Here is a 19,602-nt window from a genome sequence, read left to right as displayed (position 1 = left end):
TCGCATGACGACGAATGCACAAACCGAGGTCGGATTTCACGCCAGGCAGCACGGCCGCTGGCACTGGAGCGAGTTCGCCTTCTGGATCGTCGTGCTGGCGGTTGGCCTCGCGTTTCCATCGCGCTACCTGATCATGACCGAGATCCTGCGGCTGGCGCTGTTCGCTCTGTCGCTCGACCTGATCCTCGGTTACGCCGGCATCGTCTCGCTCGGGCACGCGGCCTTCTTCGGCGTCGGGGCCTATTGCGCGGGCCTGCTCTCGGTGCACGGCATCATCAATGAGCCGGTGCTGGCGCTGATCGTGGCGGGACTTGCCGCCACTGTGCTTGGCTTCGCCACCAGCTTCCTGGTCATCCGCGGTGTCGACCTGACGCGACTGATGGTGACGCTCGGCATCGCGCTCTTGATGGAGGCGCTGGCGGAGCGCTTTTCCAACATCACCGGCGGCACCGACGGTCTCCAGGGCATCGACATCCAGCCGATCTTCGGCGTGTTCGCCTTCGACATGTTCGGCAAGACGGGGTTCTTCTATGCGCTTGCGGTGCTGTTCGTGCTGTTTCTGCTGGCGCGGACGATCGTGCACTCGCCGTTCGGCCTGTCGCTGCGCGCGATCAAGAACAATCCGCTGCGGGCCGCCGCCGTCGGCATTCCCGTCAACAAGCGGCTGATCGCGATCTACACGGTCGCGGCGTTCTATGCCGGCATTGCCGGGGCGCTGTTCACGCAGACCACGGCACTGGCCTCGCTCGACGTGTTCTCGTTCGAACGCTCCGCAGACCTGGTGCTGATGCTGGTCATCGGCGGCTCCGGCTATCTCTATGGCGGGCTGATCGGCGCCGCCGTGTTCCGGATGCTGCAGGAGCTGTTCCAGTGGATCACGCCGCAATACTGGATGTTCTGGATCGGCCTCGTGCTCGTCGTCATCGTGCTGGTGGGCCGCCACCGCATCCACGCCTATGCGCTGTGGTTGCCCAACCTCATCCTGCGCCAGATCGCCGGCCGCAAGGCCGCGGTGGCCCTCACCGATAACGAGGCGCCATGACCTACGCATTGGAAACCCGCGGCCTCGACAAGCATTTCGGCGGCCTTCACGTCACCCGCGACCTGTCGCTGCAGATCGTGCCGGGCGCGCGCCACGCGCTGATCGGCCCGAACGGCGCCGGCAAGACGACCGTGATCAATCAACTGACCGGCGTGCTGGAGCCGAGCGCGGGGCGCATCCTGCTCGAAGGCCAGGACATCACCGACCTGCCGGTGCACAAGCGCGTGCTGCGCGGCCTGTCGCGCACCTTCCAGATCAATCAGCTCTATCCGGACCTGACGCCGCTGGAGACCATCGGGCTTGCCGTGTCCGAGCGCCTCGGCGGCGGCGGCAATTGGTGGCGGCGCATGGGCACGCGCGACGACATCAATGCCGAGATCGCCGAGACGCTGGAGAGCTTCCGCCTGCTCGACGTGATGAATGATCGTACCTCGACCTTGCCCTATGGCAAGCAGCGCCTGCTCGAGATCGCCGTCGCGATCGCCGCCAAGCCCCGCGTGCTGCTGCTCGACGAGCCCGCCGCCGGCGTGCCCGAGGGCGAGCGCAAGGACATTCTCGCCGCCGTCGCCGCGCTGCCGCGCGATGTGACGGTGCTGCTGATCGAGCACGACATGGATCTCGTCTTCTCCTTCGCCGACCGCATCTCGGTCCTGGTCTCCGGCGCTCTGCTGGTCGAAGGCACGCCGGACGAGGTCGCGCGCGATCCGCAGGTCAAGGCGGTCTATCTCGGCGAGGCTGCGTGATGACCGATCTGCTGACCATCGAGAACCTGCGCGCCGGCTACGGTCAGGCGGTCGTGCTGCCGAACATGTCGCTCAAGCTGCCCGAGGGACAGGTGCTGGCGCTGCTCGGCCGCAACGGCACCGGCAAGACGACGCTGATCAATTCCATCGTCGGCGTCACCCGCCGCTTCTCCGGCAAGCTGGCCTTGGCGGGCACCGACATCACGAGCCTGCGCGCCGATCAGCGCGCCCGTGCCGGCATCGGTTGGGTGCCGCAGGAGCGCAACATCTTCCGCTCGCTCACGGTGGAGGAAAACATGACCGCGGTGGCGCAGCCCGGCCCCTGGACGGTCGAGCGCGTCTACCAGATGTTTCCGCGGCTGAAGGAGCGCCGCAACAATTTCGGCAACCAGCTGTCGGGCGGCGAGCAGCAGATGCTGGCGATCGGCCGCGCGCTGACCCTGAACCCGAAGGTGCTGCTGCTGGACGAGCCGACCGAGGGCCTGGCGCCGATCATCGTCGAGGAGCTGCTGGCCGCGATCGGCACCATCAGCCGGGCCGGCGGGCTGTGCTCCATCATTGTCGAGCAGCACGCGCAGAAGCTGCTCGCGCTGGCCGACCGCGTCGTCATCCTGGAGCGCGGCACTATCGTGCATGATGCCCCGTCGAGCGCGCTGAAGGCCGATCCGGCGCCGCTTGAGCGGCATCTGGGGGTTGCGAGCGCGGCGGCGCATTGACCCGATCAACCGGCTCGACGACAGCCGGGCAGCGTCATCTTCAGTTGCAGTTGTGATATGGTTCACGCACGCGGTGCGGGAGTCGATTGCGGTGTGTCGCGCCGCCTTTGCCACATTGGTATGCAGGATTCGTCATCGCAGGGAACGATCGTGAAGCGCCGACAAAGGGCAACCCGGCCCTTCCGCCTCGCCCCACCCGGAGACGGTCGCAAAATCACCCCTGGATGATTTCTGGCAGCCCAGGCGAGTGGTGTGGCGGGGGACCGGGCCAAGCTCCCCGTTCCAACGGAATTGTATACCGATCGGATACGGGGTAGGGGATGGACCCGTCCATGACGCTTTGCCCGGATCGCACGCCAAGGCAGATCGCAACCGGCCCAACAAGTCTATCCAACGAATCGACGCCTTCCAAGGAGTGAGCACATGCAACGCACCAAGCCCCCATTCCGCGCCGACGAAGTCGGCAGCCTCTTGCGGCCCCAGAAGATCAAGGAAGCCCGCGCCAAACTCGAGAAGGGCGAGATCTCGGCCGACGATCTCCGAAAGATCGAGGACATGGAGATCGAGAAGGTCGTGCACCGCCAGGCCTCGACCGGCCTGAAGCTTGCGACCGATGGCGAGTTCCGCCGCTCCTGGTGGCATTTCGACTTCCTCGCCAAGCTGACTGGCTGCGAGCTGTTCCATCCCGACACCGGCATCCAGTTCACGGGCGTGCAGACCCGTCATGACGCGGTGCGCGTGATCAGCAAGCTCGACTTCCCGACCGATCATCCGATGCTCGACCATTTCCGCTTCCTGAAGAAGCACGCCGACACCGCGCATGTGACGGCGAAGATGACGATCCCGTCGCCGGCCGTGCTGCACTTCCGTGGCGGCCGCAAGTCGATCTCCAAGGACGTCTATCCCGATCTCGACGCCTTCTACGAGGATCTCGGCAAGACCTATCGCAAGGCCGTGAAGGCGTTCTACGACGCCGGCTGCCGCTATCTGCAGTTCGACGACACCGTGTGGGCCTATCTGTGCTCGCAGGACGAATTGCAGAAGGCCAGGGAGCGTGGCGACAATCCTGATGGCCTGCAGCAGATCTATTCGCGCATCATTAACTACGCGATCGCCGAGCGGCCCGCCGACATGACGATCACGACCCACGTCTGCCGCGGCAATTTCCGCTCGACCTGGATCTCCTCGGGCGGCTACGAGCCGGTGGCCGAGACCATGCTCGCCAACACCAACTACGACGGCTACTTCCTGGAGTATGACAGCGAGCGCGCCGGCGGCTTCGAGCCGCTGCGCTTCCTGCCCAAGGGCAGCAAGGTCGTCGTGGTCGGTCTCGTCACCTCGAAGGTCGGCGAACTCGAGAAGAAGGACGACATCAAGCGCCGCCTGGAGGAGGCCTCGAAGTTCGCCCCGCTCGACCAGCTCGCGCTGTCCCCGCAATGCGGCTTCGCCTCGACCGAGGAAGGCAACATCCTCTCCGAGGAAGAGCAGTGGGCCAAGCTGCGCCTCTGCGTCGAGCTTGCCGAGGAGATCTGGGGGAAGTAAGCCTGCGGACAGGAGCCCATTGAAGTCAGACCCGTACCTTACCCGGGGCGGCTGACTAAGACGGTCGCTTCGGAACAGGATCGCCGCGGCAAATGCGCGGCGATCCTTCACGGCGATGGATGCAAGAGCCGCCATGTCCGTGACCTGATTTTGACGATTGCGATTTCAATAGGTCTGGTCGAGGTGGACTCATCAAGCCGCCCAAGCAATCCCGTCGGGTCTTGGCTCTGTTGCAAGAGGCCGATGATCTGCTGAATGGCTGGTAACGACCAGCACATTCAATGCCATCTCGAAGATCTCACTACGCGGCCCGGCGGCCCGCCTTCTTGGTGGTCTTCCGCTTCGGAGCCCTCTTAGGCGGAGCCGAGGTGAGCTTCACGCCGAGAGCGCGGAGCACTTTCAGGATGGTGGCGAACTCCGGGTTCCCGTCTTCACCAAGCGCCCGATAGAGCTGTTCGCGACGGATGCCGGTTGCCTTTGCGACTTCCGACATGCCGCGCGCCCGGGCAATTGTGTTGATCGCGGCGCGGATTTCATCAGCGGTGCCGTCCTCAAGCGCCGCGGCCAGAAACTCGGCTTGGGCCTCCGGCTCTGCAAGATATTCCGCGGCATCGAAGCGCGTTGTTGCCATTCGCTACCCCTCTCTCTCGGCCAGTTCTTGAGCGCGCCGGATATCGGAACGCTGGGTGCTCTTGTCACCACCGCAAAGCAGGATCACCAAGACGTTGCCTTTCTGGCGAAAATAGACCCGATAGCCGGGGCCGTAATCGATCCGCATTTCGGAGACGCCCCCACCAACGGGCTTGCTGTCCCCGAGGTTGCCACCTTCAGCACGGGCAATGCGGGCAGCAATACGTGCCTTTGCTCTCGCATCTCGCAGACCAAGAAGCCATTCCTTGAATTCGCTGGTCTGCCGGATTTCGAGCATGAAAGAGTGTATCTTAAAAGGTACAGAGGCGCAAGGGTGCGAGAGCGAGGCGCGCCGGCAATGCCCTCCTGCCCGAGCGCTGGGCTCGGCGGTCTTGCGATCAAGGTTGGGCGGCCGGAGCAATCCGCCCCGTTTCGTTTTTGCGTAGCAGTGCGCGACGAATCAGCCGCTGCGCTGGCGCCTCGAACCCGCGATAGGTGACGTACGCCGCCGACAGGGTCAGCGCCATGAAGCCAATCCAGAACGACTGGCTGCCGTATGGAATTGCTCGTCCTAAAAAGCCAAAAACCAGTGCGATCGCAAGCTGGATCGGGAAGTGCAGCAGATAGCAGGAATAGGTCATGTTGCCGGCGGCCTGCAGCAGGTTCTCGATGCGCCGCGGCAGGGCGATCGGCCTCGCGCAGGCGAACAACAGGATCGGCGTGGTGACCAGCAGCAGAGCTGCGGCCCGCTCGGCCAGCTCAATGCCGGAGATCCAGAGAGCGACCGGAATTCCGACAGCCGCGCTCAAAGCGAGGGCCTCGAGCTTCGGCCGATACCAGGCATCGGCGACGCTCTGCCGCGCCATGGCGGCCAGTCCGCCGGCATAGAAGAACACGAAACACTTGCCGACCAGTGTCCCGCTCGCGATGCCGGCCAGGATCATCGCCAGGTTCAACAGCGGTGATGTGGTGACGAAACGCAGCGCCAGGAAGAACACCGCATAGGCAAGGACCTCGATCGAGACCGACCAGATCGGGCCGTTGAAGCTGACCCCGGTCGGCGGCAGCCAGTCGCTCGCCATGAAAAGCTGGGCGACGAAATGAGCGAGATCGTTGCTCTGGTAGACGAAGAAGAAGCCGTGCTGCGCGACATAGAGGGCCTGCAACCCCGCGACCAGCAGCAGCGTTGCGAGATGCAGCGGATAGAGCCGCGACAGCCGGTTGACGAAGAAGGTCCAGCCGTCGACCGTGCCGTCCGGGATGATCGCGCCGTACTTCCAGAAGAAGATGAAGCCCGAGATGCACCAGAAGATCACGACGCCGTATTCGCCGAGATCATAGAACGGAAACAGGACATTGTAGAACGGCAGCTCGCTGCGGACGAGATCGACAGGGGCATCGGCGATGTAGGCGAAGTGCGGGTAGTGCCACAGCAGCACCGAGATGGTGGCGAGGAAACGCAGCAGCTCGAGCCCGAGCAGCTTGTGAGTCCCAGGCGATGTCGATGTGTGAGGCAGGGCCATGCGGTGATCGTTAACCGTCTCGACGGGATGTGCGGTCCAATCCTAGCCGGCGCGAAGTGAAGGATTGTTTTCGCTGCCTGCGGGGATCAGCGGCAGGCGAGCTCGGTTCCCTGCAGGATCGCCTGGTCCCAGGATCGATAGCCCGTGGCATTCAGATGGATGCCTTCGAGCGTGAACGGCGACTCCATCGGCGGCAGGGGCAGGAAGGTCGCGCCGGTGCGCCTCGCGAGGTTCGGCAGCATGGCGCGATAGCCGGTGATGCTCGCCATGGCGGCCTTCTCCATGGCCGGCGTGAATGGCCCGCGCGCCTCGACGAGGGGAAACTCAGCGATGAAGATGCGCGTGGTGAGCTTTGACAGCTCGCGCAGCAAGGCCTCGTAGCGTCCAGCGAAGACCTCGCTGGAGTCGGGCTTGGCGGTCAGTGCATCGTTCACGCCGAGGGAGACGATGATCGCGAACGGCCGCTTCGGTCCGAGTGCGGGCTTGAGCCAGCCGGCGAGGTCGCTGCGCGTCCCGGCGCCGGCGAGACCGGCGTTGACGACCGGATGCCCGCAGGTGCTGGCCGGCAGCGTCGCCGCCTCGACGATGCTGTCGCCAAGCACGATGATCGGATCATCGGGGCGCGCCAGCAGGTTGTAGTGGATGATGAGCTGGCGAACCGTCCGGTGGTCGCTGCCGGACGGCGCCGCAGAGCGGCGCACCAGCACGAACGTCGCGGCTGCCGCGGCAATCACCGCAAACAGCACAAAACCCAGTCGCGCCTGTGCCTTCGCTGCCATGTGGACGATTGGTGCCCTCGATCGGTGAAACCGTAGTGCAAATTCGCAAACGGAGCTCTAATTCGCCCGCGTCCAGGTCGAGGACCGGCAGACGATGCCGCCGAGCGCGCAGCCCGCGGTCGTCAAGGTGCCGCCCGACAGCGTCATCTTGGCATCGTAGGTCTTGCCGTCATCGGGATTGCTGTAGCTGCCGGCCCAGGCATTGGGTCCGGTCGGCTTCATCCCGGAGAACAGCCGCTGGCCGACCTTGGCCGGGGTGTCGGTGCCCTCCTTGATCCAGACCAGTGTGCCGCAGATGGCGCCGCCGCAGGGGGTGAACTTGACCTTGGAGGCGCCGCTCTCGCGCAGCCAGACGCCGGTGACGTCGTCGGCGAGCGCCGGGCCTGCGGCCAGCGCGAGCGAGAACCCAAGTCCAAGGACAAAACGACCGATCATGCGTGCCTCCCTAATCCTTCGAGACGAGCTTGTTGCTGGCGGATCGTGTCGGCGATGCGGCGGGCCGACGGCGATACGCTTCGTCTCCATTGTTCAACAAAGATAGCAGGTTCGGACATGCTGCACCTCGCGACCGGGCGTGCCGATGTGGCGCGACAGCGGCGTATCCGGTGTTTCTGCGTCCGGAAGGTTCCGGGTTCGGGCTCTTTCCAATGGTGGGCAGATGGTGCTAGGAGGTTGGGCCAGGGGCGCGCTGCCCACTCATGTTTCCCACCCCGCCGGGCCGAATGAAGAACGACCAGCTGCTCGCCCAGATCACGGAGTTCTGCCGCCAGTCGGATATGGCGGAGTCGACGTTCGGCCGGCGCGCCGTCAACGACGGCAAGCTGGTGCAGCGGCTGCGCGAGGGCAAGCGCATCACCATCGACACGCTCGACCGCATCCAGGCCTATATCGCGGCATCCACCGGCACCCTGCCGCCGCCGCGGCTCGATGTCGTGCCCGAGAAGCGCGATCCCAAGAGCAATTTCCGCTTCTTCGAGAACCGCCAGAAATATCTCTTGTTCGTGCACACCTGCAGCGAGAAGCGGGTGGTGGCGGAACGGGTGGGGCTCGAGCTCGCCAGCATCCATCCGCGGCCGCCGGCACTGCGGCTGTTCGATGCCGGCGTCGGCGACGGCACCGTGCTGTCGAAGGTGCTGCGGACCATGCATGGCCGCTTTCCCCACATCCCGTTCTATGTCGCGGGCAAGGAGCTGAGCCTCGAGGACGTCCGGCTGACCTTGGAAAAGGTGCCGGACCGGCTGTTCGAGCACCCCGCCAGCGTGTTCGTGTTCACCAACATGAACTATGCCGAGGCGCCCTGGCTGACCCCGGCCTCGCCGTCGGTGGCGGCATCGATGATCTGGCACGAGGTCGTGCTGCAGGGCGATTCGTCGGGGGATTTCGAGACCCAGATCGCGGCGCTGAAGCCGTTCCTGGAGCAGAACTGGCGCGCCAACGTCTCCCAGCGCACGGGCATGCCGGTCTATGAGCGGCCGATCGCGCTGGTGCTCTACCGCGAGGATCACCGCTTCCTGCTCGACGGCATCATCCCGCGGGCCGGGCGGGTCGAGGCCAATTTCGACCTGATCATCGCCTCGCAGCCCTACCGGGCCCGTTCCTCGGTCAATTTCCGCGCCAAGCGCATCATCGCACCGCTGGCGAGGGCGCTGAAGCCGGGCGGGCGGCTGATCGGAATCCACTCCCATGGCGAGGATCCGGGCCTGGAGATCATCCAGGCGGTCTGGCCCGGAGAAAATCCTTTCTCGGTCAGCCGGCATGAGCTATTGCGCGCCGTCAAGTACGAGTTGGGGTCCAGTGGGCGGGACTTAAATTTTAACGCCTATGCGGACAATCGCTCGATTTTCAGGTATGAGATGGAGGCTCTGCCCAACGAGGTCACCGGTACCATCGGAACCTCGACGGCCTTTGCAGCCTGGAACGCGGCGGTGTATGTCGCGCAGATCGAGGAAGACCGCCTGACGGAGGTCGCACACTCGTCTCGTGCGCTCGACGCCGCCAGAGAGGTTCTGCGAAAGCACAACGGGCTGTGGTTCTACGACGAGTCCTACGTCATCTCGCGGCGTCGCGACTGACATTCCTTAGGGATCAATACAAACGACCGCCGTGGGCGGCGAAGAAGGGGTTGCTTGATGCGCGCGTCATATCTGTTCACCTCGGAGTCGGTGTCCGAAGGCCATCCGGACAAGGTTTGCGACCGTATTTCCGATGAGATCGTCGACCTGTTCTACCGCGAAGGGCCGAAGGCCGGCATCGACCCCTGGCAGATCCGCGCCGCGTGCGAGACGCTCGCCACCACCAACAAGGTCGTGATCGCCGGTGAGACCCGCGGCCCGGCTTCGGTTACCAACGAGCACATCGAGCACGTCGTCCGCGAGGCCATCAAGGACATTGGCTACGAGCAGGAAGGCTTCCACTGGAAGACCTGCGACATCGAGATCCTGCTGCATCCGCAGTCGGCCGACATTGCGCAGGGCGTCGACGCGCTGCAGCCGGGCGAAGTGAAGGAAGAGGGCGCCGGCGACCAGGGCATCATGTTCGGTTACGCTTGCAACGAGACGCCCGATTTGATGCCGGCGCCGATTTTCTACGCCCACAAGATCCTGCGCCTGATCTCGGAAGCCCGCCATTCGGGAGTTGAGAAGGTGCTGGGCCCGGACTCCAAGAGCCAGGTCACCGTGCGCTATGAGAATGGCAAGCCGGTGGGCGTGCGCGAGATCGTCGTCTCGCATCAGCATCTGGTCGAGGACATGACCTCGGCGCAGGTGCGCGAGCGGGTCGAGCCCTATGTGCGTGAGGCGCTGCCGAAGGACTGGATCACCAAGGACACGATCTGGCACATCAACCCGACCGGCAAGTTCTACATCGGCGGCCCCGATGGCGACACCGGCCTCACCGGCCGCAAGATCATCGTCGACACCTATGGCGGCGCGGCTCCGCATGGCGGCGGCGCCTTCTCCGGCAAGGATCCGACCAAGGTCGACCGCTCCGCGGCCTACGCCGCCCGCTACCTCGCCAAGAACATCGTCGCTTCCGGTCTCGCCGACCGCTGCACCCTGCAGCTCGCTTATGCCATCGGCGTGGCGCGGCCGCTGTCGATCTACATCGACACCCACGGCACCGGGAAGGTATCCGAGGACAAGCTCGAGAAGGCGGCGGCCGAGGTCATGAACCTTACCCCGCGCGGCATCCGCTCGCATCTCGACCTCAACCGCCCGATCTACGCGCGCACCGCGGCCTACGGCCATTTCGGCCGCACGCCGGACAACGAGGGCGGCTTCTCCTGGGAGAAGACCGACCTCGCCGAAGCGTTCAAGCGCGCGGTGTAGTTGTTAGGGCCGTCATTCCGGGGCAGCGCAATAGCGCTGAACCCGGAATCTCGAAGTGATGGATTCCGGGTTCGCGCTTACGCGCCCCGGAATGACGTTTTTTGACAAACAGGAACCCCACATGACCGCCAAGCCAGGTTTCACCGACTACATCGTCAAGGACATTTCGCTCGCCGAGTTCGGCCGCAAGGAGATCTCGCTCGCCGAGACCGAGATGCCCGGCCTGATGGCGACGCGTGAGGAGTATGGCCCGAAGCAGCCGCTGAAGGGCGCGCGCATTGCGGGCTCGCTGCACATGACCATCCAGACCGCGGTGCTGATCGAGACGCTGAAGGCGCTCGGCGCCGACATCCGCTGGGTCTCGTGCAACATCTACTCGACCCAGGACCACGCCGCCGCGGCGATCGCTGCCGCCGGCATTCCGGTGTTCGCCGTCAAGGGCGAGACGCTGGTCGACTACTGGGACTACACCGCCAAGCTGTTCGACTGGCATGGCGGCGGACATCCCAACATGATCCTCGATGACGGCGGCGACGCCACCATGTACGTCCATCTCGGCCTGCGTGCCGAGAACGGCGACACGGCGTTCCTCGACAAGCCTGCCTCCGAGGAGGAGGAGGTGTTCTTCGCGCTGCTCAAGAAGCAGCTCAAGGAGAAGCCGAAGGGCTACTTCGCCGAGATCGCCAAGTCGATCAAGGGCGTCTCGGAGGAGACCACCACGGGCGTGCATCGTCTCTACGACATGCAGAAGGCCGGCACGCTGCTGTGGCCCGCGATCAACGTCAACGACAGCGTCACCAAGTCGAAGTTCGACAACCTCTATGGCTGCCGCGAGTCGCTGGTCGACGGCATCCGCCGCGGCACCGACGTGATGATGTCGGGCAAGGTCGCGATGGTCGCGGGCTTCGGCGACGTCGGCAAGGGCTCGGCCGCCTCGCTGCGCCAGGCCGGCTGCCGCGTCATGGTGTCCGAGATCGATCCGATCTGCGCGCTGCAGGCGGCAATGGAGGGCTATGAGGTTGTGACGATGGAGGACGCCGCGCCGCGCGCCGACATCTTCGTCACCGCCACCGGCAACAAGGACATCATCACCATCGAGCACATGCGCGCGATGAAGGATCGCGCCATCGTCTGCAACATCGGCCACTTCGACAACGAGATCCAGGTCGCCTCGCTGAAGAACCTGAAGTGGACCAACATCAAGCCGCAGGTCGACGAGATCACCTTCCCCGACGGCAAGCGCATGATCCTGCTGTCCGAAGGCCGCCTGGTGAACCTCGGCAATGCGATGGGCCACCCGTCCTTCGTGATGTCGGCGTCCTTCACCAACCAGACCCTGGCGCAGATCGAGCTCTACGCCAACAACAAGGACGGCAAGTACAAGAAGGAAGTCTACGTGCTGCCGAAGTCGCTGGACGAGAAGGTGGCGATGCTGCACCTCGCCAAGATCGGCGTGAATCTCACCAAGCTGCGCCCCGACCAGGCCTCCTACATCGGCGTCAAGCCGGAAGGCCCGTTCAAGTCGGACCACTACCGCTACTGATAATCCGGCGCGACGCGCGGCGGAGACGGTGAAGGCCGGGGCATTGCCCCGGCCTTTTGTTTTGTCGTCATCGATGCTCCGAAGATGGGACGTCGTCATTGCGAGCGAAGCGAAGCAATCCAGGGTGTCGCGCGCGACTCTGGATTGCTTCGTCGCTTCGCTCCTCGCAATGACGGAGAGAGTGTGCGCTCTACGAAATCAACGAGATACTGCCACCTGCAGTGTACGTGACAATCACCCTGTCCGCCGCGAGGCCAGCGCCGACGCGCGCACCGCCTTCGTGCGCTTTGCCGCATGATGCTCCGGTCGCGCGGCGATCCGCTTGCCCTTCTTCGTCTCCGCCGTCGCCACCCTCACCGCAGGCGCGCGATGCTTGGCATATTCCTCGCCGTCGACCGGGCCGACATGTGGCGGGTCGCGATCGAGATAGGGCCGGCCGATGCCAAAGCTCTTGCCGTTGGCGTCGACCCATTTCCACAACTGCTCGGTCGCCACCCAGCGCTGTGCGCGCGTCGCGCCGTTGACGCTGACGATGTCGGCCGCGAGTCCGTGGCCGTAGCCGCCGCGCAGGCTGCCGCCGTGATAGGAGCGGTTGCTGGCGGCCTTCAGGCCGCTCGCGATCTCCTGGCGATAATCGTCGCGGAAGCCGCTGGTGATGCCCGGCGCGAGACCCGCGGCCTCGGCGGCGTGCAAGGTGTGAAACAGCTTCAGCTTGAAGCCGCGGTCCATGCCGCCGATCACGTACTCCATCATGCTGCGGCCGACGCGCTCGGCCGCCTTCGGATCCTTCCAGGTGAAGTCATTGTCGACCAGCTTGGTGAAGCTGCGCGTCACCTTCACCATGCGCCCCTTGCGCTTGACCGTGACGACGCGGCGCTCGGTCTCGCGGATCTTGTCGAGCTTCGGCGCGCGCTCGTACAGCGCCCACAGATAGCGATCGATGCAGGCATCGATGGCGGGGCACTCGTCGAGGATCTCGATGCGGTCGGCGCTGGCGACGGTGGGCCGAGGCGGTTCGGTCGCTGCGCTGGGCGCGGCCTGTTCGTCCGCTGGCAGGACGGCCGATGGCGTGATCGACGCGGTCGTCAGCGCGGGCTCGGCTGCGGTCGGCTGCGGCGACGTCGCGATCGGCTCCGCGACGACGGGCGGCGTCGCCGCCTCGATCTCGGCGGCGGCCGCGGGCCATGCCGCCGCACAAGCTATCAGGACAACGGACCGACACAACGCACGCGTCGAAAGCTGCTGCGAGCTCATCATCCGGCCTCCCCAAAATCCGAGCCCCTGCTGGTGAGGGGCGGTCAGGCATCCGATACCTGCGATTGTTCGGCGCAAGACGGCCCGGCGCAATAACGCATCTCCGCGCCCGCGCAGCTTTTGCGAGAACTGTGGCCTGCGTGCAACGCTCGTGAGTTCCGGGTGTGGCGCGATTCGCCGCGAACGATCGTTCGGCGACGACAGATGATGGAGACCGCAGGGCCTCCGGCTGACGCTCACGCCGTACGCGGCTGAGCCGTCCGGTCAGCTCGCGCGCGAGCTGCGCCGCAGCAGCTTCCGCCCTGTCAGCATGGCGCGGGCGAGATTCTCGCGCTGCAGGCGGCTCACCAGCACGACGCCGGCGACATGCAGCACCACCAGCGGGATCAGCAGATATGACGTCACCTCGTGGGTGTCCTCGACCCACCAGATGCCGAAGAAGCGCACGGTCACCTGCATCGCGCCGGTCACCGCGGAGACGATGAGCAGAAGCAGCAGTGCGAGCTGCATCGCCGTGCCTGCAGGGTTCAGCCCGAGATAGCGTCCGGTCCTGCCGCGCCGCAGATTCCACAGATAAGCGGGCGTCGCGCGCAGCCGGGCGCCGATGCTGCGGAAGCGCGAATGGCGGGTGCCGATGATGCCCCAGATCAGGCGGAACGCAAGCAGTCCGAGGATCGCGTAGCCCGCGATCCGGTGCAGGCCGTCATGGACGTTCGGCGTCACCCACGCGATGAGCACCAGCACGGCCAGCATCCAGTGCCACAGCCGCAGCGGAAGATCCCAGACCCGTACGGTCTCGGCGGCGTCCCGGTGTTTCAGGCTGGTGCGGGGGGCTGTGCCGTGCATGGCTCTCACGTCACGTCGTCCAGCACGCTGGACGACGCTTGCGCCAACTACTTGGCGATCGTGTGCTTCAGGCTGAGATCCTCCGGGCTGTAGAACAGCTCATACAGCTTGCCGCCCTTGACGCCGTAGACCTCGTAGCAGGTGCCCTCGACCTTCGAGCGGCGCACCTCGTAGCCCGCATCCTTCGCCTTGGCTTCCGCCTCGGCCGCCGGCTTCCACGACGCCTTGTCGAGCTTGGTGCAGTCCTTGTAGCCGTCCGCCGAGGCCGGCGAGATGGCGGCAAACGCGACAGCGAGCGCGGCCGCAATGGTCAGTCTCATCAATCCCTCCAATGAGCAAATACAAATACGATGCATCGTGGGATCAGTGGAGACGGCAACCGCCCCGATGTGTCAACGGAGCGGCGGCTGGAATTGCTCTTAGAGCTTTTCCAAATTCGCAGGGCCGCGATTTTTCAGCCGAGAATCGCAGACGGCGTGATGCGCGACGTTACGTCTCGCTCGCGCCGCTCATCGCGACACTGTGGTCGTCTGGCGTCCGCTCCGCCCTGTCCCGCCGGCGGGACAGGGCGCCGATGCGAATGCCGGCGTCAGAATTCCAGGTTCGCACCCAGATAGAACGAACGTCCGGGGCCGGGAACGGCGGTGCCCCACATCGTCGCGGTGCCCGATACGCCGCCGCCGGTGGCAGCGACGGTGCCGGCCTCCTTGTTGAACGACATCGATGCGCCCTCGCCGATATAGGCGCCGCCGAGCGGCAGGTAGTAGAGCTTGTTGAACAGGTTCTCGACGCCGAAGCTGATGCGCAGCTTCTGCCAGCTGTAGTTGCTGCGCAGGTTGACCAAGCCGTAGGCCGGGGTCTTGAGCTCGTTGCGCGCGACGGAGACGTCGGACTTGCGGCCCACCATCACCAGCTCGAGGCCGCTGTCCCAGCCGTCGAGCCGGTGCGTGAGCGTCAGCTTGCCGTTGATCGGCATGATGTTGTAGAGGCCGCCTCCGGTGTCGAGGTTCCTGCCGTTGGTATAGCTCAGGACACCTTTCAGGCCGAAATCGCCGATCGGCGTCCTGCCCAGCGGCACCTTGCCGGACAGATCGAAGCCGTACAGCCGTGCCTGCTGGTTCATGTACTTCATGATCACGAACTGGTTGGCGACGGCAGGCACGGCAGCGGTGTTGGTAGCGGCCTTCCACTGCACCGCATCGATGTAGTCGCGCACATGGGTGTAATAGGGTGTGAGCCGTATCTCGGCCTCATGGTCGGCGCTGTGCCAGGCGCCGGTGAAGCTCACGGTATGGGCGACCTCGGGTCTCAGATTGGGGTTTCCAAGATAACCGTTGCCGTCGCCGACGAAATTGTTCATCTCCAGCGCCATGGTGTTGCGCGACCAAGAATAGCGTTCGTACAGATTTGGCGACCGGGTCTTCTGCATCGCGCCGAACTCGAAGGTGAGATGGGCGCTCGGTGTATTCCGGAACAGCGCCGTCAGATCGACATTGTTGTCCTTTCGCGAGCGATCCATGGCGTTGAACGCCGCGCGGGAGCCGACCGAGCTCGTCTCGTACATGCCGGACATGAATCCCGATGTCAGCGGCGTGGTGCTGGTGTTGTAGCCGACGACCGGTCCGGTGTCGGTCTCGACGCGTTCGAACCGCACGCCCAGCAGCGACAGCCAGGACGGGCTCCACTTCGCCTCCCACTCGCTGAACACGCCGGCCCGGTCGCGCTTGCCGCCATTGATGTTCCAGAACGTCAGCGGCGCCATGCCGCCGATGCAGTTGCCGACGCCGCAATCGGGGGCCGGCGGCCACCAGTCGTCGAGACGATAGGTCTGCAGGTCCACGCCGACGCGGACCACGTCGCGGGGCGACAGCGTGATGTCGGCCTTGGAGGTCAGGCCGTTGGTCTTGGTGCGCGTATACATCGGCATGCCGTTGACCGGATAGCTCGCACCCGTCGTGTTCGGCGGGCGCAGCGTGCCATACGAGAGCAGCCGATCGCCGCCGAAGTTCATGTAGTGATCGACGGACTGGTGATAGAGGCGGGTGTCCAGATCGCCCCAGTCGAACCGGCCGAGATGGTGCAGGTTGAGGCTGTAGGCATCGTTGCCCAGCATGTCCATGCGCTGGTTCGGGTAGAGCTGATAGGGGACCTCCTGCACTCCCGCCTTCAGCTCGATGAGCTGGCCGTCCTTGCTCCAGGCGATGCCCATCAGATGATTCCTGGTCTCGTAGGCGGATGAGCCGACCTGATCGAGGGGAAGCACCGGCGTGATCGAACTCCTCAGGGTAAAGTTCTTGAAGTTGCCGCCGGCCGTATAGTTGTCTGCCTTGACCGCAGCGCCGCTGTAGCTGACGCTGTAGTTCTCGGTGGCCATGGTGGCCGACAGGTTGACGCCGCGCACGTTGCCGTTGCTGCGGTAGAACGTGCCGATGCTGCCTTTGGTCAGCAGGCTCTGCCCCGGCGCCGCGAACAGGGCCGCCGGCGAGCTGACGGCGACGGTGCCGCCGATCGAGTCGCCGCCGACGCTCACGGGAGTGATGCCCGCCCAGACCTTGGCTGCGGCGACCTGGGCCGGATCGATGTAGGACAGCGCCGGATTCATGTGATTGGGACATGAGGCGATGGTGTCCATGCCGTCGACCTTGATGCGCAGGCGGTCGTCGGCGAGGCCATGGATCGCCGGCAGGCTCGAGACCCCGCCGGCCGAATAGAGGCTGACGCCGGGTACATCGGCAAACAGCGCAGCGGTGTCGTTCGTGATGGCGCGCTTCGCCAGGATGTCACCCGGCGCAACCGAAGTGGCGCCGGGAGGCGCGGCGACGCCGTCGGATGAGGTCGCCTGCGGCGGTGGCGCGCTTGCCGGATTGGTCGTCGCCGCATGTGCGCCCCTGCGGCGGACGGCCGTTCGGGCGGCCGGGCGGGGCTGCGGGACAGTGACCGTCACCTGCGGCAGCGTGGCGGCAGAGCGAGCCCGCGATGGGGCCTGCGCAAGCACGGGGCTCGAAAGGGCGAATGCCAGCAGTGCGGGCGATGTCAGCACGGTGGTTGAGCGGAGCAACCGCCGCCGGACGGGTGTCGAACATTGGTCCATGATGGGATCTCGGAATAGGAATGGGAGAGGCGTCTGGCGGCGAGCGCGCCGTGGCCCCGTGAACATGTCGCGACGAGGCGGCTGCGGGCACGGCTGCGGCGACCGCCGGACGGCAGCCCACAGCGCGCGCGGACGAGACCGGCCGCATCGTGACGGGATGAGATGTCTGGAGTGATCGGCCTAGACGGCCGCCGGTGGTCCGCGAGCGACCGGCAGTTCGAGCGCGGGCCGGAGCGCCGCAACGACGTCGATCCGCTCGATCAGGATCGCCACGACCACCGGCATCGGCCGCGCCACGGCGGGTACGTGCGGGACGGTGACGCCGCGCCCGAGCGCACAGAACGGACAGCTCGCGCATTGCTTGGCCGCAGTGCCGATATCGTCCGACGGCGGACCGTCGGTGGAGCTCTGACAGATGATGGCGGTGTCGGGAGCCGCAACCGCAGCGCTCATCGCGGAGAGCGCCAGCACGGACTGGAAGATCAGGGCCCATGCCGCGAACCAGACGAGAGCGCCGCCGAGCCGCGACAGCGCTGCGCGGCGCCGCGCTGAGCGCATGCGCGCCTCACGTCGTCCTGATGCGATGCCTTGTAGTTGACGCCCCTGACGAGCCACCGACTGACGCCCCCGTCCCTCGCAACTACCTACAGGAGCGGACATCCGGTTGGCAATGGACGACACGCGGCCGGCTCGACTCCCGTCGCAGTGGATCAATTCGGCCACAGTGAAGTGACTTCAACTCATTCGCGAGCGGCCGGCGCGACTGAAACGCGCGCGGGCCATTCTTGCGAGTCGAACTCAATCGCGGCGCGGTCTCGCGACGGATGACGGCCGGGCCTGGACGCCGTCAGCGACATCTGTCAAATATAGCCTCATGACCTTCCGCATTCGCATCGCAGGCGCTGCCGTCAGCAGCCGAATTACCGACCCGGCCTGATCCGTCGGGCCGGGCGCTTCCGCCTGCGAGAATTGCCTGTGAATGCTCTTGGCGCCCGAAGAGGCGCCGTATGCGAGGTCTGTATCCGTGTCTCCCAACCAACCGACGCTGCACCTCGTGTGCGGCAAGATCGCTGCCGGCAAATCGACGCTCACTGCCGCGCTCGGCCGGCGCTCAGGCACCATTGTGATTGCCGAGGATGAGTGGCTGGCGCGGCTCTATCCCGGCGAGCAGAGCACCCTGGCCGACTACGTGCGCAATTCGTCTCGGCTGCGCAGCGTGATGGGGCCGCACGTCGTCGCGCTGTTGCGAGCCGGCGTTTCGGTCGTGCTCGACTTCCCCGCCAACACGCCGGCGAGCCGCGCCTGGATGCGCAGTCTGTTCGAAGCCGCCGGCGTGCCGCACCAATTGCATCACCTCGACGTCCCCGACGAGGTCTGCAAGGCGCGGCTGCGCGCGCGCAACGCAGAAGGCCGCCACGCCTTCACCGTGACCGACGAGGAGTTCGACCTGTTCACCTCCTACTTCGTGGCGCCGACCCCGGAGGAAGGATTCGACGTGATCGCGCATCGGACGTGATGCCGCTCGCAATATACAGAGCGATCGTCAACGTGCTCGTAGCCCGGATGAGCGAAGCGACATCCGGGTTCACCGGCACACTGCGTGAGACCCCGGATGTCGCTTCGCTCATCCGGGCTACGCGTCGCGAGCCGCTGCAAGTCGCTCCTAAGCGCTGTGCATTCCGATCCTGAAGCGCCGATTCTGCCGGCCCTTGTTGTCCACCTTCAGGATGCGGATGGGCCGGGCTTGCGCCGTCGAGACCAGATGCGTGCCGCCGCAGGCTTGGCGGTCGAGGCCGTCGATGTCGACGATGCGGATCAGGCCGTCGGCCTGGCGCGGCGGGGCGACGGATTTGGCGCGGAACAGGCCCGCGGTCGCCTGCGCCTCGTCGTAGCCCATGTCGAAGGCGCGGACCGGGCGGTCGTCGGCGATCGCGGCGTTGACCGCATCCTCCACCGCGCGCAGCTGCTCCGGCGCCACCTTGGGCAGATCGAAATCGACACTGAACTCGTCGGTCTCGGTCATGCGGACGCCGGTCAGCAGCGCGCCGTCGAACAGCGTGTAGACGGCGCTGTTGACGAGATGCGCCACCGTGTGCTGCTCGCTCATGCGCTGCCGGAACGCCGGATCGACGCGCAGCTCGATCGCCCCGTCCGGGATGGCGTCATCACCGATCAGGTGCCAGATGCCGTCGGCGGTCGGCTCGAACCCGGTGACGACGCGGACGATCCCGTTCCACGCGATCGTGCCGCGGTCCGGCAATTGTCCGCCACCGCCGGGATAGAACGGCGAGCGCGCCACCAGCACCGCGCCGGGGCGTGCGTCGAGCGCGGTGATGTCGAGATCCAGCACGTCGGGACGATCGACAGCGAAAGGGCGGGGCAGGAAGTCGGTCATGCAGAACGGCTCGCAATCGCATAGCCCGGATGAGCGGAGCGACATCCGGGTTCATCGAGACGGCGCGTGAGGCCCCGCATATGGCTGCGCTCATGCGGGCCACGAAGCTACGACGATACGCAGCATCGCGGCGCTGTGCAAATGGCCGTTCCTGTCTCGGCCGCAGCGCCGG

19 protein-coding genes are annotated in these 19,602 nt (G+C 65.5%); 8 read left to right on the top strand and 11 right to left on the bottom strand.

Annotated elements, in window-relative coordinates; all coding sequences use genetic code 11:
* Positions 1-4 precede the first annotated feature (4 nt).
* The 4 genes from QX039_RS03565 (at position 5) to QX039_RS03550 (ending at position 4,043) form a co-directional block, all read left to right on the top strand.
* On the top strand, positions 5-1,042 hold the full coding sequence (locus QX039_RS03565; RefSeq protein ID WP_315738987.1) for a branched-chain amino acid ABC transporter permease: 1,038 nt from the start codon (positions 5-7) through the stop codon (positions 1,040-1,042).
* Entirely contained in the window at positions 1,039-1,785 is a 747-nt protein-coding gene (locus QX039_RS03560) for an ABC transporter ATP-binding protein (RefSeq protein ID WP_315738986.1), read from the top strand. Before QX039_RS03565 ends, QX039_RS03560 begins: the two co-directional genes overlap by 4 nt.
* Positions 1,785-2,501 (top strand): ABC transporter ATP-binding protein, encoded by a 717-nt coding sequence (locus QX039_RS03555; protein ID WP_315738984.1) that lies wholly within the window; start codon positions 1,785-1,787, stop codon positions 2,499-2,501. The genes QX039_RS03560 and QX039_RS03555 overlap by 1 nt, the downstream gene beginning before the upstream one ends.
* A 423-nt stretch (positions 2,502-2,924) precedes the next feature.
* Entirely contained in the window at positions 2,925-4,043 is a 1,119-nt protein-coding gene (locus tag QX039_RS03550; protein ID WP_315738982.1) for a cobalamin-independent methionine synthase II family protein, read from the top strand.
* 301 nt (positions 4,044-4,344) lie between these two features.
* Here the strand turns inward: QX039_RS03550 and QX039_RS03545 are convergent, their stop codons facing one another.
* The 5 genes from QX039_RS03545 to QX039_RS03525 form a co-directional block, all read right to left on the bottom strand.
* On the bottom strand, positions 4,345-4,674 hold the full coding sequence (locus tag QX039_RS03545) for an addiction module antidote protein (protein WP_315738981.1): 330 nt from the start codon (positions 4,672-4,674) through the stop codon (positions 4,345-4,347).
* Between the two features lie 3 nt (positions 4,675-4,677).
* Positions 4,678-4,971: a type II toxin-antitoxin system RelE/ParE family toxin gene (locus tag QX039_RS03540; protein WP_315738980.1), complete on the bottom strand. Its 294-nt coding sequence runs from the start codon at positions 4,969-4,971 to the stop codon at positions 4,678-4,680.
* A 100-nt stretch (positions 4,972-5,071) separates the two neighbouring features.
* Complete coding sequence (locus QX039_RS03535; protein ID WP_315738978.1) at positions 5,072-6,196, bottom strand: acyltransferase; 1,125 nt, start codon at positions 6,194-6,196, stop codon at positions 5,072-5,074.
* A gap of 86 nt (positions 6,197-6,282) precedes the next feature.
* Positions 6,283-6,975 carry an SGNH/GDSL hydrolase family protein gene (locus QX039_RS03530; RefSeq protein ID WP_315738977.1) on the bottom strand — a complete coding sequence of 231 codons (693 nt, stop codon included), beginning with the start codon at positions 6,973-6,975 and terminating at the stop codon, positions 6,283-6,285.
* Between the two features lie 57 nt (positions 6,976-7,032).
* Positions 7,033-7,410 (bottom strand): DUF2147 domain-containing protein, encoded by a 378-nt coding sequence (locus QX039_RS03525; RefSeq protein WP_315738976.1) that lies wholly within the window; start codon positions 7,408-7,410, stop codon positions 7,033-7,035.
* A gap of 287 nt (positions 7,411-7,697) precedes the next feature.
* Between QX039_RS03525 and QX039_RS03520 the strand changes: the two genes are divergently transcribed.
* From QX039_RS03520 to ahcY, 3 genes are all read left to right on the top strand, one after another.
* Positions 7,698-9,047 carry a hypothetical protein gene (locus QX039_RS03520; protein ID WP_315759151.1) on the top strand — a complete coding sequence of 450 codons (1,350 nt, stop codon included), beginning with the start codon at positions 7,698-7,700 and terminating at the stop codon, positions 9,045-9,047.
* 57 nt (positions 9,048-9,104) lie between these two features.
* Complete coding sequence (gene metK, locus QX039_RS03515; RefSeq protein ID WP_315738974.1) at positions 9,105-10,301, top strand: methionine adenosyltransferase; 1,197 nt, start codon at positions 9,105-9,107, stop codon at positions 10,299-10,301.
* 121 nt (positions 10,302-10,422) lie between these two features.
* Positions 10,423-11,844: an adenosylhomocysteinase gene (ahcY, locus tag QX039_RS03510; protein WP_315771472.1), complete on the top strand. Its 1,422-nt coding sequence runs from the start codon at positions 10,423-10,425 to the stop codon at positions 11,842-11,844.
* A gap of 234 nt (positions 11,845-12,078) precedes the next feature.
* On the opposite strand, the gene QX039_RS03505 is transcribed toward ahcY, so the two are convergent.
* The 5 genes from QX039_RS03505 to QX039_RS03485 form a co-directional block, all read right to left on the bottom strand.
* Complete coding sequence (locus QX039_RS03505) at positions 12,079-13,101, bottom strand: hypothetical protein (RefSeq protein WP_315771470.1); 1,023 nt, start codon at positions 13,099-13,101, stop codon at positions 12,079-12,081.
* A 261-nt stretch (positions 13,102-13,362) separates the two neighbouring features.
* A complete protein-coding gene (locus QX039_RS03500; RefSeq protein WP_315771468.1) occupies positions 13,363-13,944 on the bottom strand; it encodes a cytochrome b/b6 domain-containing protein in 582 nt (193 codons plus the stop codon).
* 47 nt (positions 13,945-13,991) lie between these two features.
* Positions 13,992-14,264 (bottom strand): PepSY domain-containing protein, encoded by a 273-nt coding sequence (locus QX039_RS03495; protein WP_315771467.1) that lies wholly within the window; start codon positions 14,262-14,264, stop codon positions 13,992-13,994.
* 269 nt (positions 14,265-14,533) lie between these two features.
* Entirely contained in the window at positions 14,534-16,888 is a 2,355-nt protein-coding gene (locus tag QX039_RS03490; protein WP_315771466.1) for a TonB-dependent receptor, read from the bottom strand.
* A gap of 327 nt (positions 16,889-17,215) precedes the next feature.
* A complete protein-coding gene (locus tag QX039_RS03485) occupies positions 17,216-17,593 on the bottom strand; it encodes a hypothetical protein (RefSeq protein WP_315771464.1) in 378 nt (125 codons plus the stop codon).
* 466 nt (positions 17,594-18,059) lie between these two features.
* Between QX039_RS03485 and QX039_RS03480 the strand changes: the two genes are divergently transcribed.
* The gene (locus QX039_RS03480) at positions 18,060-18,551 is read left to right on the top strand and encodes an ATP-binding protein (protein ID WP_315771462.1); all 492 of its coding nucleotides are present in this window, start codon (positions 18,060-18,062) and stop codon (positions 18,549-18,551) included.
* Between the two features lie 147 nt (positions 18,552-18,698).
* On the opposite strand, the gene QX039_RS03475 is transcribed toward QX039_RS03480, so the two are convergent.
* Positions 18,699-19,430, bottom strand: coding sequence for an alanyl-tRNA editing protein (locus tag QX039_RS03475; protein WP_315771460.1), 732 nt, complete (start codon positions 19,428-19,430; stop codon positions 18,699-18,701).
* Between the last annotated feature and the right edge of the window lie 172 nt (positions 19,431-19,602).

Origin of the sequence: Bradyrhizobium sp. SZCCHNR1043 (assembly GCF_032489675.1) — a bacterium.
Lineage (GTDB): Bacteria > Pseudomonadota > Alphaproteobacteria > Rhizobiales > Xanthobacteraceae > Bradyrhizobium.
Note: the sequence above shows the minus strand (reverse complement) of the source record. Positions and strands in the feature narration are given on the sequence as shown.